Raw genomic sequence first — 20,958 nt, forward strand, 5'->3', positions numbered from 1 at the left:
AAATGTCACATTCCCAAGAACCAGTTTTAAAGTTAAATTTTATTAACTCGTTTTCATTGAGAGATTTGAGAAAATAGTTAATAAAAAAAGGGGTTCCTTTTGTCTTTTGATACACCAACTCCATAAGAGTTTCTGCTATTTCGGAAGAGCAGATAAGAGTATCAGCAATCAGATGTTTAATATGGCATTTTTTCAGAGTTGATAGAGTTATTGTGTTGATAGTGACTGAGAGCTTACCAATCTCTTCTAAGGTCGCCAGAAGAGGATGTGCTGCGAAGACTTCATTATCTCGATAAGCACCAATAAGTAATAAATATCGAATGTCAAATTCACTCAGCAATAATTGTAATAGTTTTAGAGATGCTGAATCAGCCCATTGCAAATCATCGAGAAATATAACCAAAGGATGGTCTTGTGTAGTAAAAACTTGAATAAATTTTTTAAATAGTAAATTGAATCGATTGGTAGCTGCATTTCCTGAAAGTTCTATGACAGATGGTTGTTCGCCAATTATATTTTCTAATTCGGGGATGACATCAATAATGACTTGTCCGTTTTCTCCTAAAGCTAATAAAAGTTTTGCTTTCCATTGTTGAAGTTGTGCATCACTTTCACTCAGTAGTTGCTGGATTAGATCGCGAAAAGCTTGCACAAATGCAGAGAAGGGAATATTTTTTTGGAATTGGTCGTACTTCCCCCTGATAAAGTAACCTCGTTGACGTACAATGGGTTTTTGAACGGCATTGACAACGACTGTTTTACCAATCCCTGAAAACCCCGCGACAAGCATGAATTCTGTCTTTCCCGCACAGACTCTGTTAAAGGATTCAATAATAATGTCTACTTCCTTTTCCCTTCCATAGAGTTTTTCAGGAATCGCAAAGCGTTCTGAGATATCTTGTTGTCCCAATTCAAAGATGTCAATAGACTGATTTTCTTGCCACTGATGCAAACATTTTTCTAGATCGTGCTTTAAGCCCAAAACGTTTTGATAGCGGTCTTCTGGATTTTTAGCTATCAGCTTGCTGATTATATTTGAGAGGACTAAAGGAATTTCTGGGTTAATGCTATGGGCTTTTGGTGGTTGTTTTGCCAGATGGCTGTAAACCAATTCTATTGGATCGCTTGAGCAGAAAGGTAGTTGTCCGGTAAGGAGTTCAAAGAAGGTCACACCTAAGGAGTAAAAGTCACTGCGCCAATCAATTCCCCGGTTCATGCGCCCAGTTTGTTCTGGAGATAAATAGGGTAAAGTTCCTTCTAATAAGTTGGGGCTAATCAAGGTAGGATTTTCTCTAGGCAGCAGCGAAGCAAGACTGAAATCTATCAGTTTAACTTGGTGAGTGGTAGGATTAATTAGGATGTTTGAAGGTTTAATGTCTTTGTGAATAATTCGATGGCGATACAATCCGTCTAAAGCTGTCACAAGCTGAAGAGCAATATGAAAAAATTCAGTTAAAAAAACGCTATTTCTTTCTAATCTCCAGTCAAATAGAGAAATTCCTCCAAAATCTTCCATGATGAGAGCATAACTATTTCGGTAGGTTTCCAGGCTGTAAGTCTGAATAATACCCTCAAGGTTCAAGTCTTTGGCGATGGTATACTGATTGCGAAATTGAACCTGTTCGTTAAAGCTAGGATACTCGCTTCGCAGGAGCTTGATAACAACTGGTTTTTGGTCTGCGCTCCTAAGTCCTCGAAAAACTAGAGTTTTTATACTGGAATAAATTGGCTCGTAAATTTGATAACCAGCTAGTTTCAGCACAAAGACTTCCATTTACATAACTTTTTTCTGCTTCCATAGCTTATAATTCCCATTTAGTTTGTGGAATTATCATTGGAGCAAAAAGTTACAAGGACTCAAGAACTGGCTGCTCGACGGGAATTTGAATGATGAATTCTGTTCCGCTCCCTGGTGTGGAAAGGCATTTCAACTGACCCCTATGTTTTTCAACAACGATTTGATAACTAATTGACAGTCCCATCCCCGTACCTTTGCCTACAGGTTTTGTTGTAAAAAATGGGTTGAAAATTTTTTGACTAACCGTTTCAGACATTCCAACGCCGTTATCTGCAATGACAATTTTCACTTGTGACTTTGAGTCAAATTCCGTTGCGATCGCAATCCGACCGGGAGAGCAAGCTGTACCCGGCTTATTGCGGAAACGCCCTTCTACAGCATCAATTGCATTTGTCAGAATATTCATAAACACCTGATTGAGTTGTCCGGCGTAGCATTCCACCAATGGCAGATCGCCGTAATGTTTAACAACCTCAATTTCTGGGTGTTCTGGTTTGGCTTTAAGCCGATGTTGTAGAATCAGCAACGTACTATCAATCCCAGAGTGCAGGTCAACGGGTTTGATCTCTGCCTCATCCATGCGCGAGAAGATGCGAAGCGACTGTACAATTTCCCGGATACGCTCGGTTCCCATCTTCATTGAAGCTAGAATTTTGGGCAAATCTTTTTCAAGATACTCTAAATCGATCTCCACGAGGGTCTGTTCTATTTCTGAATCGGGTGGATACTTTTGCTGATAGGAATGAATCACGCAGAATAAATCTCTCATGTACTCGCTCAGATGAAAAACATTGCCGTGAATAAAGTTCACCGGATTGTTGATTTCGTGGGCAATACCCGCTACTAACTCCCCCAGACTTGACATTTTCTCAGTTTGTACCAGATGAGATTGAGTTTGGGCAAGGTGTTGTAAGGTTTCTTGTAACTCCTGCGTTCGTTCTGCAACTCGTTGCTCTAGGCGATCGCGTGCTTCTTCTAGTTGGTGAGTGCGTTCTGCCACTTTCATCTCCAAAAATTGATTGGCAGTTTCAGCTTCAGCTTTGGCTTGCTTCAATCGGGATTGTTCGGCAGATTGCACGGACACCAAAACAGCAATAAGCATCCCCGTCAAACTTACAACAGCAACTGCAATGCCATCCAACCAACTCAGTTTAGACTCAATATTTTCACGAGGAATGACCAAGGCAAGTGACCAGTTAGCATGAGTCAGAGGCATGAAAGCAATGTACAACTGCTTGCTTTCCATTTGGACTAGCTCAATCCCTCGCTTGCGCTTTACCATCTTTTGTGCGATCCTCGCCAAACTTGGCTCCGATGATTCTACTAAACTGGGGGCAGGTTTTTCCTCAGTTGACATCAGGGCTCTATTTGGATGAACGATCGCCTGTCCTCTGGAATTGAGGGCAAAAGCATAGCTACCATGACCGTACTTTAAACTATTGACTGCCTGAGCTACGCGATCTACTGTTACTGCTCCATGCACAACACCAATAGGCGAACGCGCTAACTTTTTACTACTGTAAATGGGCGCAGAAATTGAAATGGACGGAAGCCCCGTTGCACGAGCAATCACCGGGTCATCAACATAAATTTCTCCCAACATCGCCTTTTGGAACCACTGGCGATCTCGAACATTTGCCCGTAGGTTTGTAGCAGTACTATCACGCAAACCATCTGGGGTAGTTAGCCCGAATACGGAAAAATCTTTGCTTCGAGCATCTTCCGCCTTTAAATAAGATTGAGCAACTGACCAATTTACCGAGCGAACTTGCTCTGTATAGGCTAACATATCAATTCTAGTTTTGAGAGTTGCCAGCCAACTATCAATTTCATCAGTGCCATGCTCAACCTTTAACAGAGCGTTTTGCTGCAAGTTTTCTAAGGTTAGCTTTCGCGTAACTTGGTAGCTGAAGAATGCTCCGACACTCACTCCCAACGCTGTACCACCCACAACAAGGTGAGACAGCAAATTGCGCCAGGATTTTACCCAGTTGTGTATAGCGAGAGATCGGCACGTTGACCGAGTTCTAGCAGTTAGTCGATCGGTTTTGGATGCAGGCATGGAGAGTTAAAGTTAAGCAGGCGCAATATGAACTACTCTTAAGATGCCCATGTCTCTCATCTTTCTAACTAACTTTTCATGTAATAGCTGTAAATAGAAAAGAATTGACTAAAAATATTCTCATACCTAAAACTGCTTTTGCGCGAATAATAAAGCTCTCCTGCAATCCTCACAGACTCCTGTAGAGTCGAGATTCATGGGTCGGAAATGTTTAATCAAATGGTAGCGACCAAAAAACTGTTCGGGTGCTTCTCTTTGATACCCAATAGTTTGACACCAGACGCATTGAACCATCCATTTTCGTGTACGTGGGTCATTCAAATGCCATTGCGGATTTTTGTCTTGGCTTCTTGTCATGCTGTTTTTTATTGCCAAATATCACTGCCGATCGAGAAAAAACTTTTGAAAAAGTAGATAACTGTAGTATGTTTTTGTAGTATAACCGATAAAAGTCTTGTAAAGTAGTTGGGTTAAAGAAGAAAACCCAACCACATGGTTCTAACGATTCTAAGTCTGTTTCTGTGATGTGACTTGTGCTCGCTTGTTAACTTCCGACCAGTTCACCACGTTCCACCATTTCTCTAAGTACTCAGCACGACGGTTGCGATATTTGAGGTAATATGCATGTTCCCATACGTCATTACCTATAATCGGGTAAGATCCCTCAGCAATTGGGTTGTCTTGATTGGGTGTCGATACAATTTGCAGTTGACCTTGGGGATTACGCACTAACCAAACCCAACCACTACCGAATTGCTTTGTTCCTGCTTCGTTAAATTGTTTTTTAAAAGCATCAAAACTACCAAAAGTTTGATTTATTTCTGTTGCGATTGCGCCTGTTGGTTCCCCACCACCTTGGGGACTCATAAGTTGCCAAAAAAGAGTGTGATTGAGATGTCCGCCTCCATTGTTACGTACTGTGTTACGAATATCCTCAGGTACGCCGTTTAAGTCACGCAATAGAGATTCTACACTTTTGCTTTGCAGTTCGGGATGCTTCTTTAATGCATCGTTCAAGTTGTTGACATATGCTGCGTGGTGCTTGTCGTGATGCAGTTTCATGGTTTCTTCATCAATGACTTTCTCTAACGCGTCATAAGCATAGGGTAATGGCGGTAACTGTGCGGGGGTTTCTAGTTCGCGATCGACATAGGCTACAGGTAGAGTTTGTGTGGTTTGAGCTTGTGTTGCTGTTGGTGTTGCTCCCGGTGTCTCTGTAGAAGACTGTGAGTCAGCTGTTGGTGCTGTTGGTTGACAAGAAGCGAGTAGTGCAAACAGCATGATTCCTACCAAAAGGTAGCTGATTTGTTTCCACAAAAACCTCACCATATTTAGGCTCCAAATCCATATATTAATACATCGCAGGCTGTGATTAGCACAACACTCAGTATATGATTCTTCGTTGTTTTACGATAAGTAAGTTTGCTCGAATCATCTTCACCGATTTGTAGTTGCGCTATCTTTACAGACAACTACAAACCGAAGCCAACGATTTTAGGATTTGTTCTATAGTTTTATTGTTGATTCTTGTCTACTGAACTCAAAGGAGTATTGCGATCGACTTTCACCTCAAATGTTTGACTGTTCACTGTCACAACACTTTCGACAATTGGTGTCGTGCCACCAGGCGCTGTACCCTTAAAGGTAAATGTCCAAGTTCCATCACCATTATCTACACAAGGGACTTGTTCAATAGGTCCGTGCATTGAGTTTTCTGCACGATAATTCTCGATCCCTCCATTAGCGGCTTCCGCTGCTTGACGAGCAACATTTTTAGCTCGACCCAAAGCAAGGATTTTATTGGTAGCATCAGGTCCTATTCTTGCTTGAGCAGTGCAGCTACTATTCGATTGAGCGTGCGTTGGCAAAACATTAAAAGCTAAAGTCAAAAAGACAAATGTAGCAGAAATTGCACTAAATTTTCTCATGACAGGAAGCAGGAAAATATTGAGTGTTGTTGATGTAATAAAAATAACATAATATTAGAAGGCTCTTATTTGATTTTTGAAATATACGTAGGGTCAGCATTGCCCACCCTACATTAAACCTTTTCATAAAAAAATAGCACTCCTCACTGAGTTACAAACACCTCTTCCTTGTCTCCCTTGTCTCCCTTGTTCTGACTCAAATAAGATTGCTATCACTTCTTCTTCTTTTTCTGCTTTCCCTTTGAAGACGTATTTCTATCAAACAGATCTGCTGCTTGCATGAGGGGAGACTTTCGCTTTTTGGGTGGCTTTTCTGGTTTTATATCGGGTGGCTCGAATAGTCTTGGATTTGGCAAAAATGGGGCTTCTTTGTTATCAGTTATATCTGAATTAAAGTCTTTAAATTGATTGTAAAAAGATTCAAGATTGCCTTTACCTGGTTCAGTGGCAAGAGGGGTTACTTTTTCAATACTGCTGGCAAACAAAGCAGCTTCAGCAGTGAAATCAGCCTCAACAACACTATCGGGAGGTAACCAACGATGGACAAAATCTAATTGCCACAAGTACCGCTCGAAAACCTCAATCATTTTTGGTTTCAGTACACTTGTCACAGCAATAACCTCTTGGTGTATTGCTTGTCCGATGACTTGCTTGTTCAATAAAAAGTCATAGACATAAGGAATTCCCCAAAGTACGGCTGCTGCTTCAACCTGACCATCAGATAACAGTCCCCCAATCAATTGGGCAATATGTTTGTCTAATGTTTCTTCAGAAAAAGTAAAGAAGCGATCGGGATAACCCAATTCGTTGCGCGGTAACTCTCGCGCACTCAAAAATTCAAAAACAGAGCCCCAAATTCTTTGGCTTGTGATAAAACTGACTTGTTTTTGAGCAGCCATATAAATAGAAAACGCCAATGATAAAGCACGTAGATTATCATCCCGTTTCTGTTCTGATTTAAAATCAGTAAAAAATTGTTGGTTGATTTCTATTTCTTTAGTTAAGTTGCGACGAACTTCCGCAATCCAAAGTTGAGGTTCTTCCGTTACATACTGCTTGGCTGCATCGCCAAATGCATCCCAATCAACTGCTCCACCTTGTTGTAACTCTCGGTAAACTGTTTCCATAAGATCGATTAGGATGACGCCTGCTAGTTCATCCTCTGTACCGGGAAGTACTTCTCGTGAATTTTTAATAGGCTGATAAGTACTCTTGCATAAATCAACGATTTCCCGCGTTGCACCATAAAATCGCAGATACTCAATAACGGAAGACATCATGCGATCGATACCGCTAACAGGATCGTTCTTAAATTGAGCCAGACAAGATCTCAAGAGTTCTGGTTGCTTGGAAAAAAGGTAATACTTTACCCGCAGGCTATCCAGATATTGAAATTCGCGAGCATAAAGATCGGGTTGCTGGTGCTGCACTTTTTCAATCAGTGCTAGAGCATCTGAAATGAGATTATTGCTATCTATCTCATCAACGAGTTCTACAAGCAACATCCCCAAATCGCATTCCTCAATCGCTCTTGGTGGAATTGCATTTTCTAGCGCCTCTACCATCAACAAATGTTTGTCTTTTGCAGAAGCTGCTTCGTAGTTCTTGCACCACTGTTGGGTGTTGGTCAAAATTAAAGACATAATTTAAAAGGATAAAGGATAAAGGATAAAAAAATTTACCTTTCATCTTCAAAAAAAATGAATATCAATCCCCAAATTTGTTTATGTATTTACTCTACACTTCATCCTTCACACTTTATCCTTCAAGAAGTTATTTTTTTCGCATCTTGCCAGGGAAACTGAAATTCCACAGTTTCTCGCTAGTATACAAGCGATATCCAGCTATTATCAGACTGGAACCTGCAAGGATAGCTAACAGGGGTATTGGTGCAAAGGCTTTTTCTGTAAACAACATAATTGAGATTCCCAATCCCATCAAAAGCCATCCTACGTTCTGGTTGATACGTGGTAAAGATAACGCTCCTACGGCTACAGCGCACAGTATAACACCAGGAAGACGCATTTTAATCCCAATGGGTATATTGATTGCTAAAATCACTACACCTAAAAGCATCACCATTACGCCTGCAAATTTGTTAGAACGCTCTACAAGAGATGGCTTGCTGTTTGCCAACAATTCAACCTGAATCACTGTAGGTAAGTGGTTCAACGCAGTTTGCTCGGATTGGACAACCGGAGTCTGCTTATTCAAAAACAAAAATGTGACGTTCCCTCCCGATCCCAAATCGATTTTGTCACCAAAGTTGAGTTTGTGGCGCTTTCCTGGCTTCAGCCTGATGCTGTTGACAAACGTACCATTTGCACTGTTCATATCTAGGAGATAATAAGTGCCTTTTTCTACATGAAGTTCCGCATGAAGACGAGAAACAAAGTCAGCATTGGGTAAGTTAACAACGTTGATATCTGGTGCTATTTGGTCTTTTGGTTTACCAATACGAAGAACAGTAAAATTTAATGGCAAGTCAAACGAAGTGTTCGTTTGAACGTGAAAAAGCTCTAAACTCAGTCCTGTAGGCTGTGCTCTTGTTGTATTGTGCATAACTTGTTCTACGGCTTCATGTATTAATTCATTGAGAAATTCCGATTCATGTGTCTCAATTGTAATACCTGCACTGCCTGTAAATTATTATATTTAGGTAATTTATTGTAGAAAACACGCAAAGTCAAGCACCTGGGTCAAAGGCTTGTACCAACAAGCGTTCAGCTTAATTGCTAGACTGAGGCAGCTTGGGTTTTATCAAAACTTGATATAGACAAAGATTGTATAAATAAAAACTCATGCATGATCGAGGTCGATCGCGCCTCAGATATCAGCTAACAGAAGAAACGCCGAATCTGCCAACCTCATTCACAAGTCCCTCAGTCACCACCACCGCAGTCACCACCACCGCAGTCACCACCACCGCAGTCGCCACCATCGCTACCGCCATCACTACTATCGCTACTACTCCAGTTTCCAAGATCGATACTCCACGAGCTGCTATCAGTATGACCGATGTTGCTACGTTTTTTGTTGCCAACAATGCTTGTACCAGCCAAAATCGCTCCTACTATTAACAGTCCAATAACAAGCTCCATTTTGATCTCTTCAATATAAATTGCTAAGGGGGACATATTATGACTTCAAAACAACCTATTCTCTTTTCGGAAAATATTATTTATTAAAAATCGCCCAAAATTGACAAATTGTAGAAAATTTTCTTTTAATCTAGTGGGCAATCCCCAACGCTACTCCTTGCTACAGGCTGTCGTCCCTTACGTAACCGATGGTCTGGTAACTGCGAGCCAATGTCATAAATACAGTACTTAAATCAAGCAACCGTATATTAAACTTGAGACTTATGATGAATGAAGCGATAAGGTGGCTCAGGTGCAAAAGCAAAAAATTTCCATCAAAGCAAGTCAATTTACAGAATCGGTCATTCGTGAAATGACCCGAATTGCATTGCAACACAACGCTGTAAATTTAGCACAGGGCTTTCCTGATTTTCCCTGTCCGGAAGAATTGAAACAAGCTGCCTGTGACGCAATTACAGCAGATATTAACCAGTATGCCATCACTTGGGGCGATCGCGCTTTCCGTCATGCCTTGGCAGAAAAAGTTCGCTGGTATCTGGGTTTAGATATTGACCCCGAACGGCAAATTACAGTAACTTGTGGTTCGACAGAAGCCATGGCAGCTACAATGCTTGCTACTGTAAATCCAGGCGACGAGGTTATTATCTTTGAACCTTATTATGAAAATTACGGACCCGATGCAATCATAGCAAATGCCACTCCCCGTTACGTGTCCCTCAATCCACCTGATTGGACATTTGATGAAGCCGAATTGCGTCAGGCATTTAGCGATCGCACAAAAGCTATCATAATTAACACGCCCCACAATCCAACGGGAAAAGTGTTTAGCCGTGAAGAGCTAACTTTAATTGCCGAACTTTGCCAAAAATGGGACGTACTGGCATTTACTGACGAAATTTACGAGCACATTCTCTACGACGGAAGCCAGCACATTGCAATAGCAACCTTACCGGGAATGGAAGAGCGGACAATCACCATTAATGGGTTGTCTAAAACTTATAGTGTAACGGGTTGGCGCGTCGGGTATATCATAGCAAATCCAGAATTAACTGGAGCCATTCGCAAAGTTCACGACTTTCTAACTGTCGGTTCCCCCGCACCCTTGCAACGGGCTGGGGTAGCAGCAATGAAACTACCAATTAGTTATTATCAAGAACTAGCAAACCTTTACCAGGAAAAGCGAAACAGTATAATCCAGATTTTAGATAAAGTAGGAATGCCTTACTTTATTCCTAAAGGAGCGTACTACATTTTTGCAGATATAACTTCCTTTACTAACAAAACTGCTATGGAATTTGCTACGTTTTTAATTAAAGAAATTGGAGTAGCAGTAGTTCCCGGTTCTAGCTTTTTCTCCAAACCAGAGGCTGGACAAAAATACATTCGATTTTGTTTTAGTAAAAAACCTGAAACTCTAGCTAAGGCGGGAAATCGTTTATTAAAATTGCGAGATTAGAAGAGTGGTCTTTATTGCAACTATAATAAAGGCTTATGACTAAAGCCTTTATTCCAGGACTAAACTCTCCATCATAACCCGTCGGTAAAGATACTAAATAACCTGAAAGAAGTTCCTGACTTCGGCAGGTATCTACGTAATGCAGGAACAAGTGCGATCGCTTCCTTAGTGCTACCTGGCTTGTCTTTTATGCCAATGATAGCTACTACAGCAAATCTAACGCTCCCCCTCTTTCAGACGTTGAGCAAGTAGACAGTCCTCAAAGCTCAACGCTTTTTGATCTAGAAAACGGGAGATTGCCCCGAGCGATTGTAGCTTTGAGGGAACATTCAAGTTCAGCAGACTTTTCCAAAAGTGCAGCTTTGATACGAGCGGGTAGGTCGTTGACAAGCCTTGCGATCTGCCCTCTGGGCAGGAGCGAAGCTATCGCTTCTGGAGTCATGTGTTGAGTCGTGAAGGCTTGATTCATAATTCTTTGGGGATTTTGACGTTGTACGGGGGATGGCTGCTTTGGAGAATAAGAATCACTAAAAACCTTACGTTTATTTAAGATTTGTATTATAAAAATCGCTTTTTATTTACGAAATAAACTCAATTGTCAAGAAAATCTTACAAAACATTCAACCTTAATTCCCATATATCCCAATCTTACAATTTGTTCTACAAATCTCCTTACTTTAAGGGGAGATTTTTACCTTAAATTAGCAAGCCTTTGTCACGTGGTAATAGAAAAAGTACACTAAATTGTGTGAAATTGAACATAAAATTCCCCTAAATTTATCGATAAAGTCATGTTTAAAATTCTGTCATAATTTCCTGATTGACATTTAAAAAAGACACGGTTAATGTACGAAATAAGTCCACTATCAGGAGGAATTTACTTATGATGATGATGATGATGAATGAAAACATGACAGCTGAAATGCAAACTTGCATGCAGGCTTGCATGGACTGCCACAAAATGTGCATGGAAACCATGACTCACTGCATGACAAAAAGTGGCAAGCATATGGACATGGGCATGATGAGCATGATGCGTGATTGTTCTGAAATGTGCATGATGGCAATGAATATGATGATGAGTGGTTCTGAGTTCATGCATCGAACCTGTATGCTTTGTGCGGAAATGTGCGAGAAGTGTGCAATGATGTGCGAACAAATGAGCGACGATTCCAAGATGATGGAATGTGCAGCTGCTTGTCGCAAATGCGCTGAACACTGCAAGATGATGGGAATGATGCACGCTTAATGATTTCGACCTAGCAGAAGGTTATCTGCAACCTAATATTCAAGCGCCTGGGCTATTTTGGTCTGGGCGCTTGACGTTCGATCGCGTAAAAATGAAACATTTAAAATCTCGTTCTCAAGATTTAAGAAACCTGTTTGAAAACAGCATTACTATTGAATATGTGGCTGAACCCCTCAAAGCAGTTCCAGCAGATGCAGATGTAGCAGAAGTCTGGCATTGGATGGTCATACAAGATTTTGATGTCATTGGAGTAGAGTCAGAAGGTGCTGTTAGCGGTTATCTAGAACGGAACAGTTTGAGAGACAAACAAGGTAAGTGCAGCGATTACCAGAAAGTTTTTCACCCAAAAGAATTAATTGCTATCTCTACACCTTTAATGAAGTTATTACCTATCTTGCAACAGACTTCCAGACTTTTTGTGCTTGATTGCAACAGAGTCAGTGGAATTGTCACCTATGGAGACTTGCAAAAAGCACCAGTCAGAATGCTCCTGTTTGGTTTGTTGACCCTACTGGAGATGAATCTGCTTCGTTTGGTAAGACGTTACTACTCCCAAGATTCCTGGCAAAAAGTTCTAAAATCAGAGAGGGTAGAAATTGCCAGACGGCTGTGGCAAGAGAGTCAAGAAAGAAACGAAGCCACAGATTTACTTGATTACATTCAATTTTGTGACAAGCGGGAATTAGTTTTGCAGCAACCAGAACTACTCAAACAGCTTGGGCTGAAATCCAAGCGTTCTGGAGAGCGTTTTTTAAAATCTGCCGAACACTTGCGAAACCGATTGGCTCATGCTCAAGATTTAGTCAGTGGTTCTTCTTGGACAGAGTTGATATCTTTGGCAGAAGCTATGGAACAGTTGTTAGTTCGATGTGAAGATATTGAATAATTGATTAGTTGTTAGTGGTCGCTGACTGCTGAAGTCCCGGTGTACTGTGGTACCCAACCGTCTGCAGTTGTGAAATAGCGTACTGCTTTGCAATGTAATGATGCGGATGGACTGGACCAATGTTCTACTCTGGCTGGAATGTGAATGTAGTCTTGCGATCGCAATAAAAGCTGTACCTGGGTGCCATCAGGACGTACAAAGCCAAAAATCATTTCCCCTGCTAATATGTAGAGGGCTTCAGGAGCAGTATGTACGTGGTAACGGTTATAGGTGTCGATCAGCATCTGAAGTTGGGATAGCCCTGGATGCAGGGTTAGCAGGTCACTCCAAAGATAGTTTCCTTCTTGTTTGAGAAATTCAAAAAGACTGTCATGAATTTCTAAAATATAATCTTTCTCTTGATTTGTAAGAATTTCTTGTGAAATTAGGTCTGGCAAAAATACCGAAGTGCCTGGATCGTAGTGTTTGAGATATACCCCAAGTGGAGAGAGTTCTCGAGAGATTTCAACTAGATTGCTTTCGACTGTACCGTCTTCTAAGAGTAAGATAGCCATTCTATAATTATTAAATTACTATAAAAATTATAATTAAATAAAAGCAAAAATTCCACTCATACCCGATAGACTAAGTGCGGTTTCGATGGGTGAGCGACGATAGGCGAGAGCCTTGTCCTACGTTACTCATGACTCACTAATAACCAATAACTGTTAAGCTAGTACAGTCGAACTAGCCATTTGGGATGACTGATTTAATTCTGTTTTGGCACCGCCGCGATTTACGCATTTCTGATAACACGGGACTTGCTGCAGCAAGACAAAAAAGCTCAAAGGTTGTGGGTGTTTTCTGTCTCGATCCAAATATTCTCGAAAGGGATGATGTTGCTGCAGTCAGAGTCACTTATATGATTGGCTGTTTGCGATCGCTACAAGAGCGATATGCTCAAATGGGTAGCCAATTGCTGATTCTTCATGGCGAACCTACCCAAGCCATTCCAAAATTGGCAGAGGCTTTGGGTGCAAAGGCTGTCTTCTGGAATTGGGATGTAGAACCCTACTCTCAAGAACGCGATCGCGTCATAATAGACTCTTTAAAGGAAAACGGTATTGAGTTTCTTGAAAAAAACTGGGATCAGATATTACATCCTCCAGACAGTATACGCACTGGTTCAAATCAACCCTACACTGTATACACACCCTTTTGGAAAAATTGGAGTAGTAAACCAAAACTATCCCCAGTAGAAATGAGAGATGGTGCGCCCCAAAACAATCTAGTAGGATTAACACAAGCCGAACGGGAAATAGCAAAGCAAGCCGGGGCAATAGAGCTACCCACAGCAAAAGATTTGGGCAAACAATGGGATGGAGAATTAGTCATTGAACCCGGAGAAGCAGCAGCGCAAGAACGGTTAGAAGAATTTTGTACCCGTGCTATTGAAGAATATAAAGAGCAGCGTAATTTTCCAGCCATTGACGGTACTTCCCGATTGAGTGCGGCTTTGAAATTTGGTGTTATTGGCATTCGCACTGTTTGGCAAGCAACCGTGGAAGCGTTAGAAAATAGTCGCAGCCAAGAAACAGAAACTAGCATTCGTGCATGGCAACAGGAGTTAGCGTGGCGGGAATTTTATCAACACGCAATGTATAACTTCCCGGAACTAGCAGATGGGGCTTTTCGCCAACCCTTTAAAAACTTCCCCTATGATAATAACGAAGAACACTTTCAAGCTTGGTGCGAGGGAAGAACTGGTTACCCAATTGTTGATGCAGCCATGCGCCAAATGAACGAACTTGGTTGGATGCACAACCGATGTCGAATGATTGTCGCCAATTTCCTGACTAAAGATTTGCTCATCGATCCCAGAAGGGGAGAAAAATACTTTATGCAGAGGTTAATCGATGGCGATCTATCTGCAAATAATGGTGGTTGGCAGTGGAGTGCTTCTAGCGGGATGGACCCAAAACCCATACGAATATTCAACCCAGCTAGCCAAGCACAAAAGTTTGACGCCGAAGGCGAATATATAAGGACATGGGTTCCAGAATTGCGGTCTGTAGATACAGAATATTTAGTAACAGGTAAAATCACTCCTATAGAACGTCGTGCTGTTGGCTATTCCGACCCCATTGTGGATCACAACAAACAGCAACGACTCTTTAAAGAAAGATATCAAAGGCAAAAAGAGGGAGCGGTTAGTGGTTAGTGGTTTAGGACAGGCGTCTCGCCTGTTATTGTTAGTAGGGTGGGCACCGCCCACCAACTATTTCCCGATAGGTTCTTGGTTTCTTCTTTAATTGTCCCTTTATCTGTTCATAAAGAGAATCTATAATTCTTTCTGTCTGCTTTCTTGTTTGATTTCATAGTTCTAAGTCCGTCGGATAATTAATATCACTAGGTGCATAAGTTGCATCTAATATTAATTTTCCACGATTTTTAGGTTCACCCTCCAAGTTCGCCAGTCCAAAGAGTGGCTTTGGCACATATGTGGCATCATCACTTATTTCTCTTTCTTTTCCTTCTATTTTTTTTTCAGATGGTTGAGAAGATGTTGTTTCTAACATCCTTTTCACCATTTCTTGATTCACTTTATTTACTAGATTTACACTTATTCTTTCACGAAAGTAAACTAGCATTGATGCATCGAACGGAGCTTTATTACTATAAGACAATATTTCTATAAAGTAATTTAGATAAGGGTTTTCCTTGATTTGCTCTAGTGTGAGCGCGATCGCTTACTCCAAGTTTCTCTTTAATTATTAGTGCTCCTAATGCCATCCGAAATGATTTAGCCGATGCCCCCATTTCTTCATCAAATTTTGATGCATATTCCTCTTCAAATTCCGATCGTAGTATTAGCCTTGCCATTATTACCCAACGATTATCAGAAGATAATTTTCACTTCATAGGAAGTTCAAAGTTTTGCGGTGGAATTGGCGGTTGCTCTTATTTTACGTATATAGTATTTATTATACTGTTTGTACTGATTAACCATAATTATGCAAGGATTTTGACCGTAAGGTTGTTGTCGGTTAAATTTAAAAGCCCAGTTGCTGAAGCACATCTGGGCTATTGCTTTGCCATAATGCGATCGCGATGCTGTTTGGTTGGCGCGATCCGCATACGACTGTCCCAGCAGCCTATGCTTTGGGCATATTCTATACAGTGTTGATTTGCTTAATAGCCGATGTTGGCATATTTTTATATGAGCGCTCGTTGCAACGTGAATTTGAATTACGTCAACGACTGCGGATTTTTCTTCATGCCGTGTCTCACGATTTACGCAATCCTGTCATTGGTATGGTGATGACTTTAAAGACTTTTGGGCAGAGCGAGCAACAAACAATACAGATTCCCCAAGAATTACTCAAACAAATGATTGAGAGTGGGGAGCGACAAGTTGCTTTAATTAACTCGCTGTTAGAGGCACACGAAACTGAAGTCCATGGAATTGTACTGCATTACCAAAGCGTGAACTTGCACGAGCTGGTGCAATCCGTAATTGGCGATTTCCAACCGTTTATTCAGCAAGCAAATGCTACAGTAACAGCTACGATTCCCACTCATTTACCTCCTGTGAATGCCGATGCGCTACATCTGCGGCGAGTGTATGAAAATTTGCTTTTAAATGCACTGCGTTATAACCGACCGGGGGTAAAGTTGACATTGGATGCTGTTTGTGAAAATGTCAAAAACCAAATCCGTTGCACTGTTCGAGATGATGGTGTAGGGATGACACAACAACAGTGCGATAAGCCGGGTACGGCTTGCGCCAAGGGCGATCGCTCACAGCTTTCCCTGCATTATTACGAACTCTATCAGCAACCCTGGTAATGTCTTCTGTAAACCCATCAAAATCTCCTATGTGGTAATCACTCTTTTGTTAGTATTCCCAAATTGGGAGAGGAGCTCGGCTGGGCAAGCCGAAACTCACTGGGAGAGGTACCTGTCCACCGTTTGAATGCCCGATGAAACGCACTGCTTTCTGAGAAACCCAGCAGAAACGCAATTTCACTGATGGCGATGGGCGCTTCTTGCAAGTAATGCACTGAAAGCTGATGCCGCATCCGATCCAGCAAATCGGTATAAGATGTGCCCGATTCCTTGAGTTTACGTTGGAAAGTACGGGGAGTGTAGCTCAGACGTTTAGCGATCGCCTCCATTCCCACATCTCCACACCGGAACCCCTCACTGATTGCCCAATGCACGCTATCCACAAACGTGTTTGACTTCGGCAACCGAGCGATCAATTCTTTGACATGACGATTGAGAATAGCATCCAGCCCTGGGTCGGCTTTCAACAATGGCAGCTGGAGTAGCTCTCCATCTAACACCAGTTCATCAACTGAGCAGTCAAACTCCAGAGGAGCGCGAAAGAAGTCACGGTATGCAGAAATATCGGGGGGGTGAGGATGCTGAAACTTAACCTGCAAAGGCACCCAATTCACTCCTGTTGCCTGACGAAAACTCCAGACGATATTTGCCACCGCCCATTGTCCCAACACTGTCGGCACGGGTACAGGGGAAGTCGGAATGGCATGGGTGAATCGTGCCACCTTGTCCTCAACGACAAAAGCGAGTTCAACGCCCATGTGCAACAAGGGAATATATTGCACCATTCGTTCCAGCGCTCTACCTAAATTGGGACTATTGAGAACGGCATAGCCAAACACATACCAGCTTTCGCGTTGCGTAAATTCTGGCAACCGCAAACCAATGTAGGGGTCACCCGAGCGCCGGGTAATTTCCTGCCAGAGTGTACAGAGCATTTCATGGGATATTCGTCCATCCGGGTCATTAAATAGATTTAAATCGAGTCCGAGCGCTGCTACCACCTTCTCGACCTGCACGCTGCAATGGCTGGCGGCATCCAAAATCCCCTGTACAGTTTTGATGGAGACGGCGTTTTGCATAGTGGCATCTTAGGTCAACAAGGTTGTCGCCTTGGGGCATGACTCACCCACTGATTCAGCAGTACTTTGAAAGAACAAACAGATTTCTGCCAAAGGAGACTTGTATGATAACTTTAGAACACCCCGTAGACCTTCGTCCAGAGCAAGCAGTCGCGTTGAAATCATTTATTAAACTTGCAGAAGATCCCAGCCAAACCCTCGCCGTTTTCGAGATGGCTAAAAGCATCAATCAAACGGAAATGTACGACCTGGGAATTGAGTATCTCAAGTCCAATCCCGACATTGAGGCACTGGTTCGGGAACGATATATTGCTCCTACTCCTGATATGGATGCCCTGTTGCAGCTCCCTCAAGATTCTCTAGGCTACTGCTATGCCACCCACATGAAGCGGCTGAATTTCGACCCCAACTTTTTCCCCCATGTTGAGGTGACAGACGATAGCTCTTGTCTGGAATTACGAATCAAACAGACGCATGATATCTGGCATATTTTGACTGGGTTTGGCACCGATGAAGTCGGAGAGTTTGGCTTACAAGGATTTACCCTGGCGCAAACTCATTTGCCTGTGTCTGTTGCCATTGCCACCGCAGGCGTTTTCCACACTCTGCTCAAGTACCCCGCTCGCTTAAATGAAGTGTTGGGGGTAATTCAGCGAGGCTATGCCATGGGAGTAAAGGCAAAACCATTCCTAGCGCAGAAGTGGGAAGAACACTGGGAGAAGCCATTGGCAGAATGGCAGTCTGAACTAGGTGTTAAACCTGTTTTTGCTTGAGTGTAGTCATTAGATCCAGAATGTTTAGTTCTGCGCTCGCTCTACTTTTTGGATGCCAGTTAGGTCGAGGGGGAGTATTATCTCCCCCTCGACCTAACTAGCGCCCAGATGAGGTGAGTGCATGGTATTCCTCATTATGGCAAGCGATCGCTTCAGCGACTTGTCAATAAGATTTGCCATCGCTACCAAAGTATTCCCGATAGCTGCAAATTTTATTCCCCTGCACATCAAAAGAAACAGCCACACGGTTTTTATAAGGTTCGCCAAATAACTTCCCTTCATCCCGAAATTCAAAAACCACAGTTGTTTCATTGCTCGTCACGCGCTCTAAAGTCACAGCCAGCCCACCTTTGAAAGCTTCAGCAACATATTGAAAAAATTCTCTTGCTTTTTCTTTTCCCTCATGCAAGCCGTGATATTTTCCCATGGGAAACCAGAAACTAAAGTCATCGGTAACCATATCTAAAAACTGGTTCCAATCCCCTGTTGTCAAACCGTGCTTAAAATGTTCAAATGCTTGATGAGCAACTTTTAAAGTAGTTTCTAGCTCTTGTGTCATTGTAGCTCTCTTAAAGCGCTAACCTAAGCTTACATGACTTAATTATGCAATTTTTTCAACATTGTAAAAAAATTTGTGATATTTGCTCTCAACGTTATCCTAGTAGAAGAAGTTATTTATGACTTAAATACTTGTAACAAAAATAACCATGTATCGAGATAATCTACCTCCTGTTTGGAATAGAGTAGGAAAACATGCAGTGTTTCCAGAAGCTACGCATGACGAAATTGCTCGTTATAATTTTCTAGCAAATTTGAACCGTCACCTTGCAACTGTTGTATCTCCCGGTAACAGGATTGCGTATGAAAAAGAAGTTCTTCCACATTTTCGACAGACACACGGGCGGGAATTTGAAAACCGGGAAGAATTACATGAAGCTATGAAGAAGAATTCACATTATCAGATGTGGAGCGCCTTACGTCGATCTGCTATGGAAATGAGACAACAAGCAGGTCGTTCAATGGTGCTGCGTCAAGCAAATGAACTAGCAGAAAAGGCTCATCGTTGGAATCAGAATAAAGATACTCTTAAACTGAATCCAGATCAAAAAATTCCCTACTACGTTCAAGCAGTAGATCATCATTGTATGCCTGGTAGTTACTACACAGAACTCATAGAAGGAGATGTAACAGCTGCGGCTAATTATGATTCTGGTCTTTTTGTGACAACAGCTGGCTTACTGGGACGCCTGAGTGATGGAGGAGGTAGAGCGATCGCGCAATGGCTAAAAACCCAGCATCCAGAATTTCAACCAAAACGCATACTGGATATTGGCTGTGGATTGGGTCATAACGTTATTCCCATAGCGCAAGCCTATCCCAATGCTGAGGCGATCGCCATTGATGTTGCAGCCCCAATGTTAAGATACGGGCATGCTCGTGCTCAAAGTCTTGGTGTCCAAAATCTTACTTTTATCCAAATGGATGGTGCAAATACAGGATTTGCAGATGAATCGTTTGATTGGATACAAACCACCATGTTTCTACATGAAACTTCCTACACAACCCTTCATCAGATTATAAAAGAAATTTATCGGATGCTGAACTTTAGTGGTATTACTCTTCATATTGAACAACCCCAGTACACTCCAGATATGGATTTATACGAGCAGTTTATTCGTGATTGGGATGCCTATTATAATAATGAACCTTTTTGGTCTCAGATGCACGATATAGATATGAAAAAACTTATGATTCAAGCTGGTTTTCCGGAAAAATCGTGTATTCAAATAGGTATTAAAGCGGTCAATGACATAGAGGAAGGTCAACAAGCAAATGAAACAATAGAAGATTTTGGTCGTTCACCTATTTGGAATGTATTTGGTGCATGGAAAGCTTAGGTTACAGACAGTAAAGTCAGCAATTATGCAAGATATTAATGACATCTTATTAGCAAGCAACAAAAGTAAAGGCAAACGCCCCTATTTTTTTGACGATCCAGCCGTTGAACGGGTATTAAACATAACGATGGCGATCGCAATGGAACACGCAGTGACACGAGAACGGTTAGATACCATAGAACGCCTTTTAGCCGCTAAAGGTATACTGAGCAAATCAGAAATTGATTCTTATGAACCTACTAAAATAGTTGCTGAGGAACGCCAGCGATGGCATGCAGAATATATTTCTCGCATACTTCGTATTATTCAGCAAGAACTTGAGGCATTAGAAAATCCAGAACATAACCGAGATATAAAAGATATTGCAGAAGAGTTAGGCAGTAGCTAAAGACTAAAATGACAAGTGCTGTAAATCAAATTGACAACTTTTATCGTGCCATACTTCGGCAAGAAGTGAGGAATATTTGTCAAAGTTACGTTCCTCAAGAAGATACATACGTTTTTGTCGAAGGACCTCGTTACTCTACTATTGGCTATAGCAAAATTGCAAAAGGCTGGCAGGATTTTTGTAATTCCACAGTAAAATTAGAAAAAATTGAGTGGATAGAGGGACCCTTTACTGAAGAAATTGAAAATCTAGCTTGGGTAGCGGGAATAGTGTTATTAACTGTAACTGTCAAAGCTCGATCTATCCAACGAACATTTAGGGCTACTTTTGTCCTTAACAAAAATGAAGCAGGATCTTGGCAGATTCGACACGAGCATCTCTCCGCCCCACTAGACGATCCATATGGTATCGGAGATTGGTTAAATAAAAATGAACAACCCTAGTGTCATTTTTACCGAACTGTTGATTTTTATTACGATACAATAGGAATAGCACTTAAGGGTCGTATTTCA

21 protein-coding genes and 1 pseudogene are annotated in these 20,958 nt (G+C 41.8%); 9 read left to right on the plus strand and 13 right to left on the minus strand.

All coding sequences use genetic code 11. The annotated features are described in order from the left end of the window. The 8 genes from HC643_RS41895 to HC643_RS38475 form a co-directional block, all read right to left on the minus strand. On the minus strand, positions 1-1,774 hold a 1,774-nt coding region (locus HC643_RS41895), incomplete at its 3' end, for an ATP-binding protein (RefSeq protein WP_237266049.1). Between the two features lie 73 nt (positions 1,775-1,847). Further along, positions 1,848-3,860: a sensor histidine kinase gene (locus HC643_RS41900; protein ID WP_038088417.1), complete on the minus strand. Its 2,013-nt coding sequence runs from the start codon at positions 3,858-3,860 to the stop codon at positions 1,848-1,850. Between the two features lie 126 nt (positions 3,861-3,986). Next, on the minus strand, positions 3,987-4,217 hold the full coding sequence (locus tag HC643_RS38450) for a hypothetical protein (RefSeq protein WP_137986190.1): 231 nt from the start codon (positions 4,215-4,217) through the stop codon (positions 3,987-3,989). Positions 4,218-4,367: 150 nt separating this feature from the next. Then, a complete protein-coding gene (locus HC643_RS38455) occupies positions 4,368-5,189 on the minus strand; it encodes a superoxide dismutase (RefSeq protein ID WP_038088420.1) in 822 nt (273 codons plus the stop codon). Positions 5,190-5,374: 185 nt separating this feature from the next. Next, a complete protein-coding gene (locus tag HC643_RS38460; protein ID WP_038088423.1) occupies positions 5,375-5,788 on the minus strand; it encodes a hypothetical protein in 414 nt (137 codons plus the stop codon). A gap of 212 nt (positions 5,789-6,000) precedes the next feature. Further along, positions 6,001-7,431 (minus strand): hypothetical protein, encoded by a 1,431-nt coding sequence (locus HC643_RS38465; protein WP_038088426.1) that lies wholly within the window; start codon positions 7,429-7,431, stop codon positions 6,001-6,003. Between the two features lie 130 nt (positions 7,432-7,561). Then, a complete protein-coding gene (locus HC643_RS38470) occupies positions 7,562-8,350 on the minus strand; it encodes an FHA domain-containing protein (RefSeq protein ID WP_038088429.1) in 789 nt (262 codons plus the stop codon). 320 nt (positions 8,351-8,670) lie between these two features. Then, positions 8,671-8,925 (minus strand): hypothetical protein, encoded by a 255-nt coding sequence (locus HC643_RS38475; protein WP_038088433.1) that lies wholly within the window; start codon positions 8,923-8,925, stop codon positions 8,671-8,673. A 256-nt stretch (positions 8,926-9,181) separates the two neighbouring features. Here HC643_RS38475 and HC643_RS38480 point away from each other — a divergent pair, with 256 nt between their 5' ends. The 3 genes from HC643_RS38480 to HC643_RS38490 all read left to right on the plus strand — a co-directional run bounded on the left by HC643_RS38480 (position 9,182) and on the right by HC643_RS38490 (position 12,480). Continuing rightward, positions 9,182-10,345 (plus strand): pyridoxal phosphate-dependent aminotransferase, encoded by a 1,164-nt coding sequence (locus HC643_RS38480; RefSeq protein ID WP_237266050.1) that lies wholly within the window; start codon positions 9,182-9,184, stop codon positions 10,343-10,345. A gap of 886 nt (positions 10,346-11,231) precedes the next feature. Next, complete coding sequence (locus HC643_RS38485; RefSeq protein ID WP_038088564.1) at positions 11,232-11,594, plus strand: four-helix bundle copper-binding protein; 363 nt, start codon at positions 11,232-11,234, stop codon at positions 11,592-11,594. 91 nt (positions 11,595-11,685) lie between these two features. Then, entirely contained in the window at positions 11,686-12,480 is a 795-nt protein-coding gene (locus HC643_RS38490) for a CBS domain-containing protein (protein ID WP_038088567.1), read from the plus strand. A gap of 11 nt (positions 12,481-12,491) precedes the next feature. On the opposite strand, the gene HC643_RS38495 is transcribed toward HC643_RS38490, so the two are convergent. Further along, positions 12,492-13,034: a cupin domain-containing protein gene (locus HC643_RS38495; RefSeq protein ID WP_038088438.1), complete on the minus strand. Its 543-nt coding sequence runs from the start codon at positions 13,032-13,034 to the stop codon at positions 12,492-12,494. Between the two features lie 185 nt (positions 13,035-13,219). Here HC643_RS38495 and HC643_RS38500 point away from each other — a divergent pair, with 185 nt between their 5' ends. Beyond that, positions 13,220-14,680: a cryptochrome/photolyase family protein gene (locus tag HC643_RS38500; RefSeq protein WP_050045456.1), complete on the plus strand. Its 1,461-nt coding sequence runs from the start codon at positions 13,220-13,222 to the stop codon at positions 14,678-14,680. A gap of 58 nt (positions 14,681-14,738) precedes the next feature. Here HC643_RS38500 and HC643_RS38505 read toward each other — a convergent pair. Continuing rightward, positions 14,739-15,381, minus strand: a pseudogene (locus HC643_RS38505) (transposase); the annotation flags it as partial. A 165-nt stretch (positions 15,382-15,546) separates the two neighbouring features. On the opposite strand from HC643_RS38505, the gene HC643_RS38510 reads away from it, so the two are divergent. Further along, on the plus strand, positions 15,547-16,308 hold the full coding sequence (locus HC643_RS38510; RefSeq protein ID WP_137986188.1) for a sensor histidine kinase: 762 nt from the start codon (positions 15,547-15,549) through the stop codon (positions 16,306-16,308). Positions 16,309-16,346: 38 nt separating this feature from the next. On the opposite strand, the gene HC643_RS38515 is transcribed toward HC643_RS38510, so the two are convergent. Continuing rightward, complete coding sequence (locus tag HC643_RS38515) at positions 16,347-17,309, minus strand: AraC family transcriptional regulator (protein WP_237266051.1); 963 nt, start codon at positions 17,307-17,309, stop codon at positions 16,347-16,349. Continuing rightward, the gene (locus tag HC643_RS41905) at positions 17,272-17,427 is read right to left on the minus strand and encodes a hypothetical protein (RefSeq protein WP_237266052.1); all 156 of its coding nucleotides are present in this window, start codon (positions 17,425-17,427) and stop codon (positions 17,272-17,274) included. Before HC643_RS41905 ends, HC643_RS38515 begins: the two co-directional genes overlap by 38 nt. A gap of 64 nt (positions 17,428-17,491) precedes the next feature. On the opposite strand from HC643_RS41905, the gene HC643_RS38520 reads away from it, so the two are divergent. Continuing rightward, positions 17,492-18,160, plus strand: a complete 669-nt coding sequence (locus HC643_RS38520; protein ID WP_050045454.1) for a Coq4 family protein — start codon at positions 17,492-17,494, stop codon at positions 18,158-18,160. 163 nt (positions 18,161-18,323) lie between these two features. On the opposite strand, the gene HC643_RS38525 is transcribed toward HC643_RS38520, so the two are convergent. Further along, a complete protein-coding gene (locus HC643_RS38525; RefSeq protein WP_038088446.1) occupies positions 18,324-18,719 on the minus strand; it encodes a nuclear transport factor 2 family protein in 396 nt (131 codons plus the stop codon). 148 nt (positions 18,720-18,867) lie between these two features. Between HC643_RS38525 and HC643_RS38530 the strand changes: the two genes are divergently transcribed. Genes HC643_RS38530 through HC643_RS38540 form a run of 3 tightly spaced genes read left to right on the plus strand, consistent with a single transcriptional unit; the run spans position 18,868 to position 20,889 of the window. Beyond that, entirely contained in the window at positions 18,868-20,058 is a 1,191-nt protein-coding gene (locus HC643_RS38530) for a class I SAM-dependent methyltransferase (RefSeq protein WP_038088448.1), read from the plus strand. Between the two features lie 25 nt (positions 20,059-20,083). Further along, positions 20,084-20,446, plus strand: a complete 363-nt coding sequence (locus tag HC643_RS38535) for a hypothetical protein (RefSeq protein ID WP_038088577.1) — start codon at positions 20,084-20,086, stop codon at positions 20,444-20,446. An 8-nt stretch (positions 20,447-20,454) separates the two neighbouring features. Further along, on the plus strand, positions 20,455-20,889 hold the full coding sequence (locus HC643_RS38540; protein ID WP_038088451.1) for a YybH family protein: 435 nt from the start codon (positions 20,455-20,457) through the stop codon (positions 20,887-20,889). Positions 20,890-20,958: the final 69 nt, after the last annotated feature.

The organism is Tolypothrix bouteillei VB521301, from assembly GCF_000760695.4.
In the GTDB taxonomy this organism is placed as follows: Bacteria; Cyanobacteriota; Cyanobacteriia; order Cyanobacteriales; family Nostocaceae; genus Scytonema; species Scytonema bouteillei_A.

Bases quoted from the DNA above. Each gene is read 5' to 3' on its own strand.
- HC643_RS38540 (WP_038088451.1), top strand. From the start codon at position 20,455: ATGACAAGTGCTGTAAATCAAATTGACAACTTTTATCGTGCCATACTT.
- HC643_RS38525 (WP_038088446.1), bottom strand. From the start codon at position 18,719: ATGACACAAGAGCTAGAAACTACTTTAAAAGTTGCTCATCAAGCATTT.
- HC643_RS41900 (WP_038088417.1), bottom strand. From the start codon at position 3,860: ATGCCTGCATCCAAAACCGATCGACTAACTGCTAGAACTCGGTCAACG.
- HC643_RS38495 (WP_038088438.1), bottom strand. From the start codon at position 13,034: ATGGCTATCTTACTCTTAGAAGACGGTACAGTCGAAAGCAATCTAGTT.
- HC643_RS38475 (WP_038088433.1), bottom strand. From the start codon at position 8,925: ATGTCCCCCTTAGCAATTTATATTGAAGAGATCAAAATGGAGCTTGTT.
- HC643_RS38535 (WP_038088577.1), top strand. From the start codon at position 20,084: ATGCAAGATATTAATGACATCTTATTAGCAAGCAACAAAAGTAAAGGC.
- HC643_RS38465 (WP_038088426.1), bottom strand. From the start codon at position 7,431: ATGTCTTTAATTTTGACCAACACCCAACAGTGGTGCAAGAACTACGAA.
- HC643_RS38455 (WP_038088420.1), bottom strand. From the start codon at position 5,189: ATGGTGAGGTTTTTGTGGAAACAAATCAGCTACCTTTTGGTAGGAATC.
- HC643_RS41905 (WP_237266052.1), bottom strand. From the start codon at position 17,427: ATGCCCCAAGGCGACAACCTTGTTGACCTAAGATGCCACTATGCAAAA.
- HC643_RS38485 (WP_038088564.1), top strand. From the start codon at position 11,232: ATGATGATGATGATGAATGAAAACATGACAGCTGAAATGCAAACTTGC.
- HC643_RS38450 (WP_137986190.1), bottom strand. From the start codon at position 4,217: ATGACAAGAAGCCAAGACAAAAATCCGCAATGGCATTTGAATGACCCA.
- HC643_RS38520 (WP_050045454.1), top strand. From the start codon at position 17,492: ATGATAACTTTAGAACACCCCGTAGACCTTCGTCCAGAGCAAGCAGTC.
- HC643_RS38530 (WP_038088448.1), top strand. From the start codon at position 18,868: ATGTATCGAGATAATCTACCTCCTGTTTGGAATAGAGTAGGAAAACAT.
- HC643_RS38490 (WP_038088567.1), top strand. From the start codon at position 11,686: ATGAAACATTTAAAATCTCGTTCTCAAGATTTAAGAAACCTGTTTGAA.
- HC643_RS38500 (WP_050045456.1), top strand. From the start codon at position 13,220: ATGACTGATTTAATTCTGTTTTGGCACCGCCGCGATTTACGCATTTCT.
- HC643_RS38460 (WP_038088423.1), bottom strand. From the start codon at position 5,788: ATGAGAAAATTTAGTGCAATTTCTGCTACATTTGTCTTTTTGACTTTA.
- HC643_RS38470 (WP_038088429.1), bottom strand. From the start codon at position 8,350: ATGCACAATACAACAAGAGCACAGCCTACAGGACTGAGTTTAGAGCTT.